1 protein-coding gene is annotated in these 584 nt (G+C 58.4%); it reads right to left on the bottom strand.

From position 1 onward, the window contains the following. A partial coding sequence (locus ACTJJ7_RS28070; RefSeq protein ID WP_440969506.1) for an EAL domain-containing protein occupies window positions 1-584 on the bottom strand: 584 nt, incomplete at both ends.

Here is a 584-nt window from a genome sequence, read left to right as displayed (position 1 = left end):
AAGCGCGCTGTCCGATTGTGTCCTGACCCCTTGCACAATGACGAGACCAGAGACATGGGCGGCCTCCTTGATCAACAAAGCCAGTGCATCGTGACCACAATCGGACAGGCCTGCGCCTTGGATCTGCCTTGCTTCGATCTTGGCAATATCAGGTGAAAACGCCCCTGCACTCCAGACAGGCACATGATCAGGCCCGAGATCATCGAGCGCTATCTGGCAGCCATATCGTTTGATGTCCGTCATGAAATCGATGGCATCGGCTGTTGCAGGCAACCGGTCGATGCCGTTCAATTCAAAGACAAGCCGCTCGGCAACAGACGGAGCCGACCCCAGCCTTTCGCAGACATTGAACCACCACAGGTCGAGAACGGTGCTCTCCATCGATATATTGACCCCCAGGCGAAGGTCAGGCGCTGCGCGCAGGGCATCGATGGTCCGCTGGACAACATGCTCTTCGAGGACACGCAGCAGCCCGAGCCGTCTGAGCGGCTCGGCCGCCGGGCTTGTCGGGCCGATGTCATGGCCGTCAATCCCGGCGCAAAGTTCATGATAGAGAATGATGTCGCAGCTGCCCGCATATCGAA

The organism is Phyllobacterium sp. 22229 (assembly GCF_052056495.1).
Classification (GTDB): Bacteria; Pseudomonadota; Alphaproteobacteria; order Rhizobiales; family Rhizobiaceae; genus Phyllobacterium; species Phyllobacterium myrsinacearum.
Note: the sequence above shows the minus strand (reverse complement) of the source record. Positions and strands in the feature narration are given on the sequence as shown.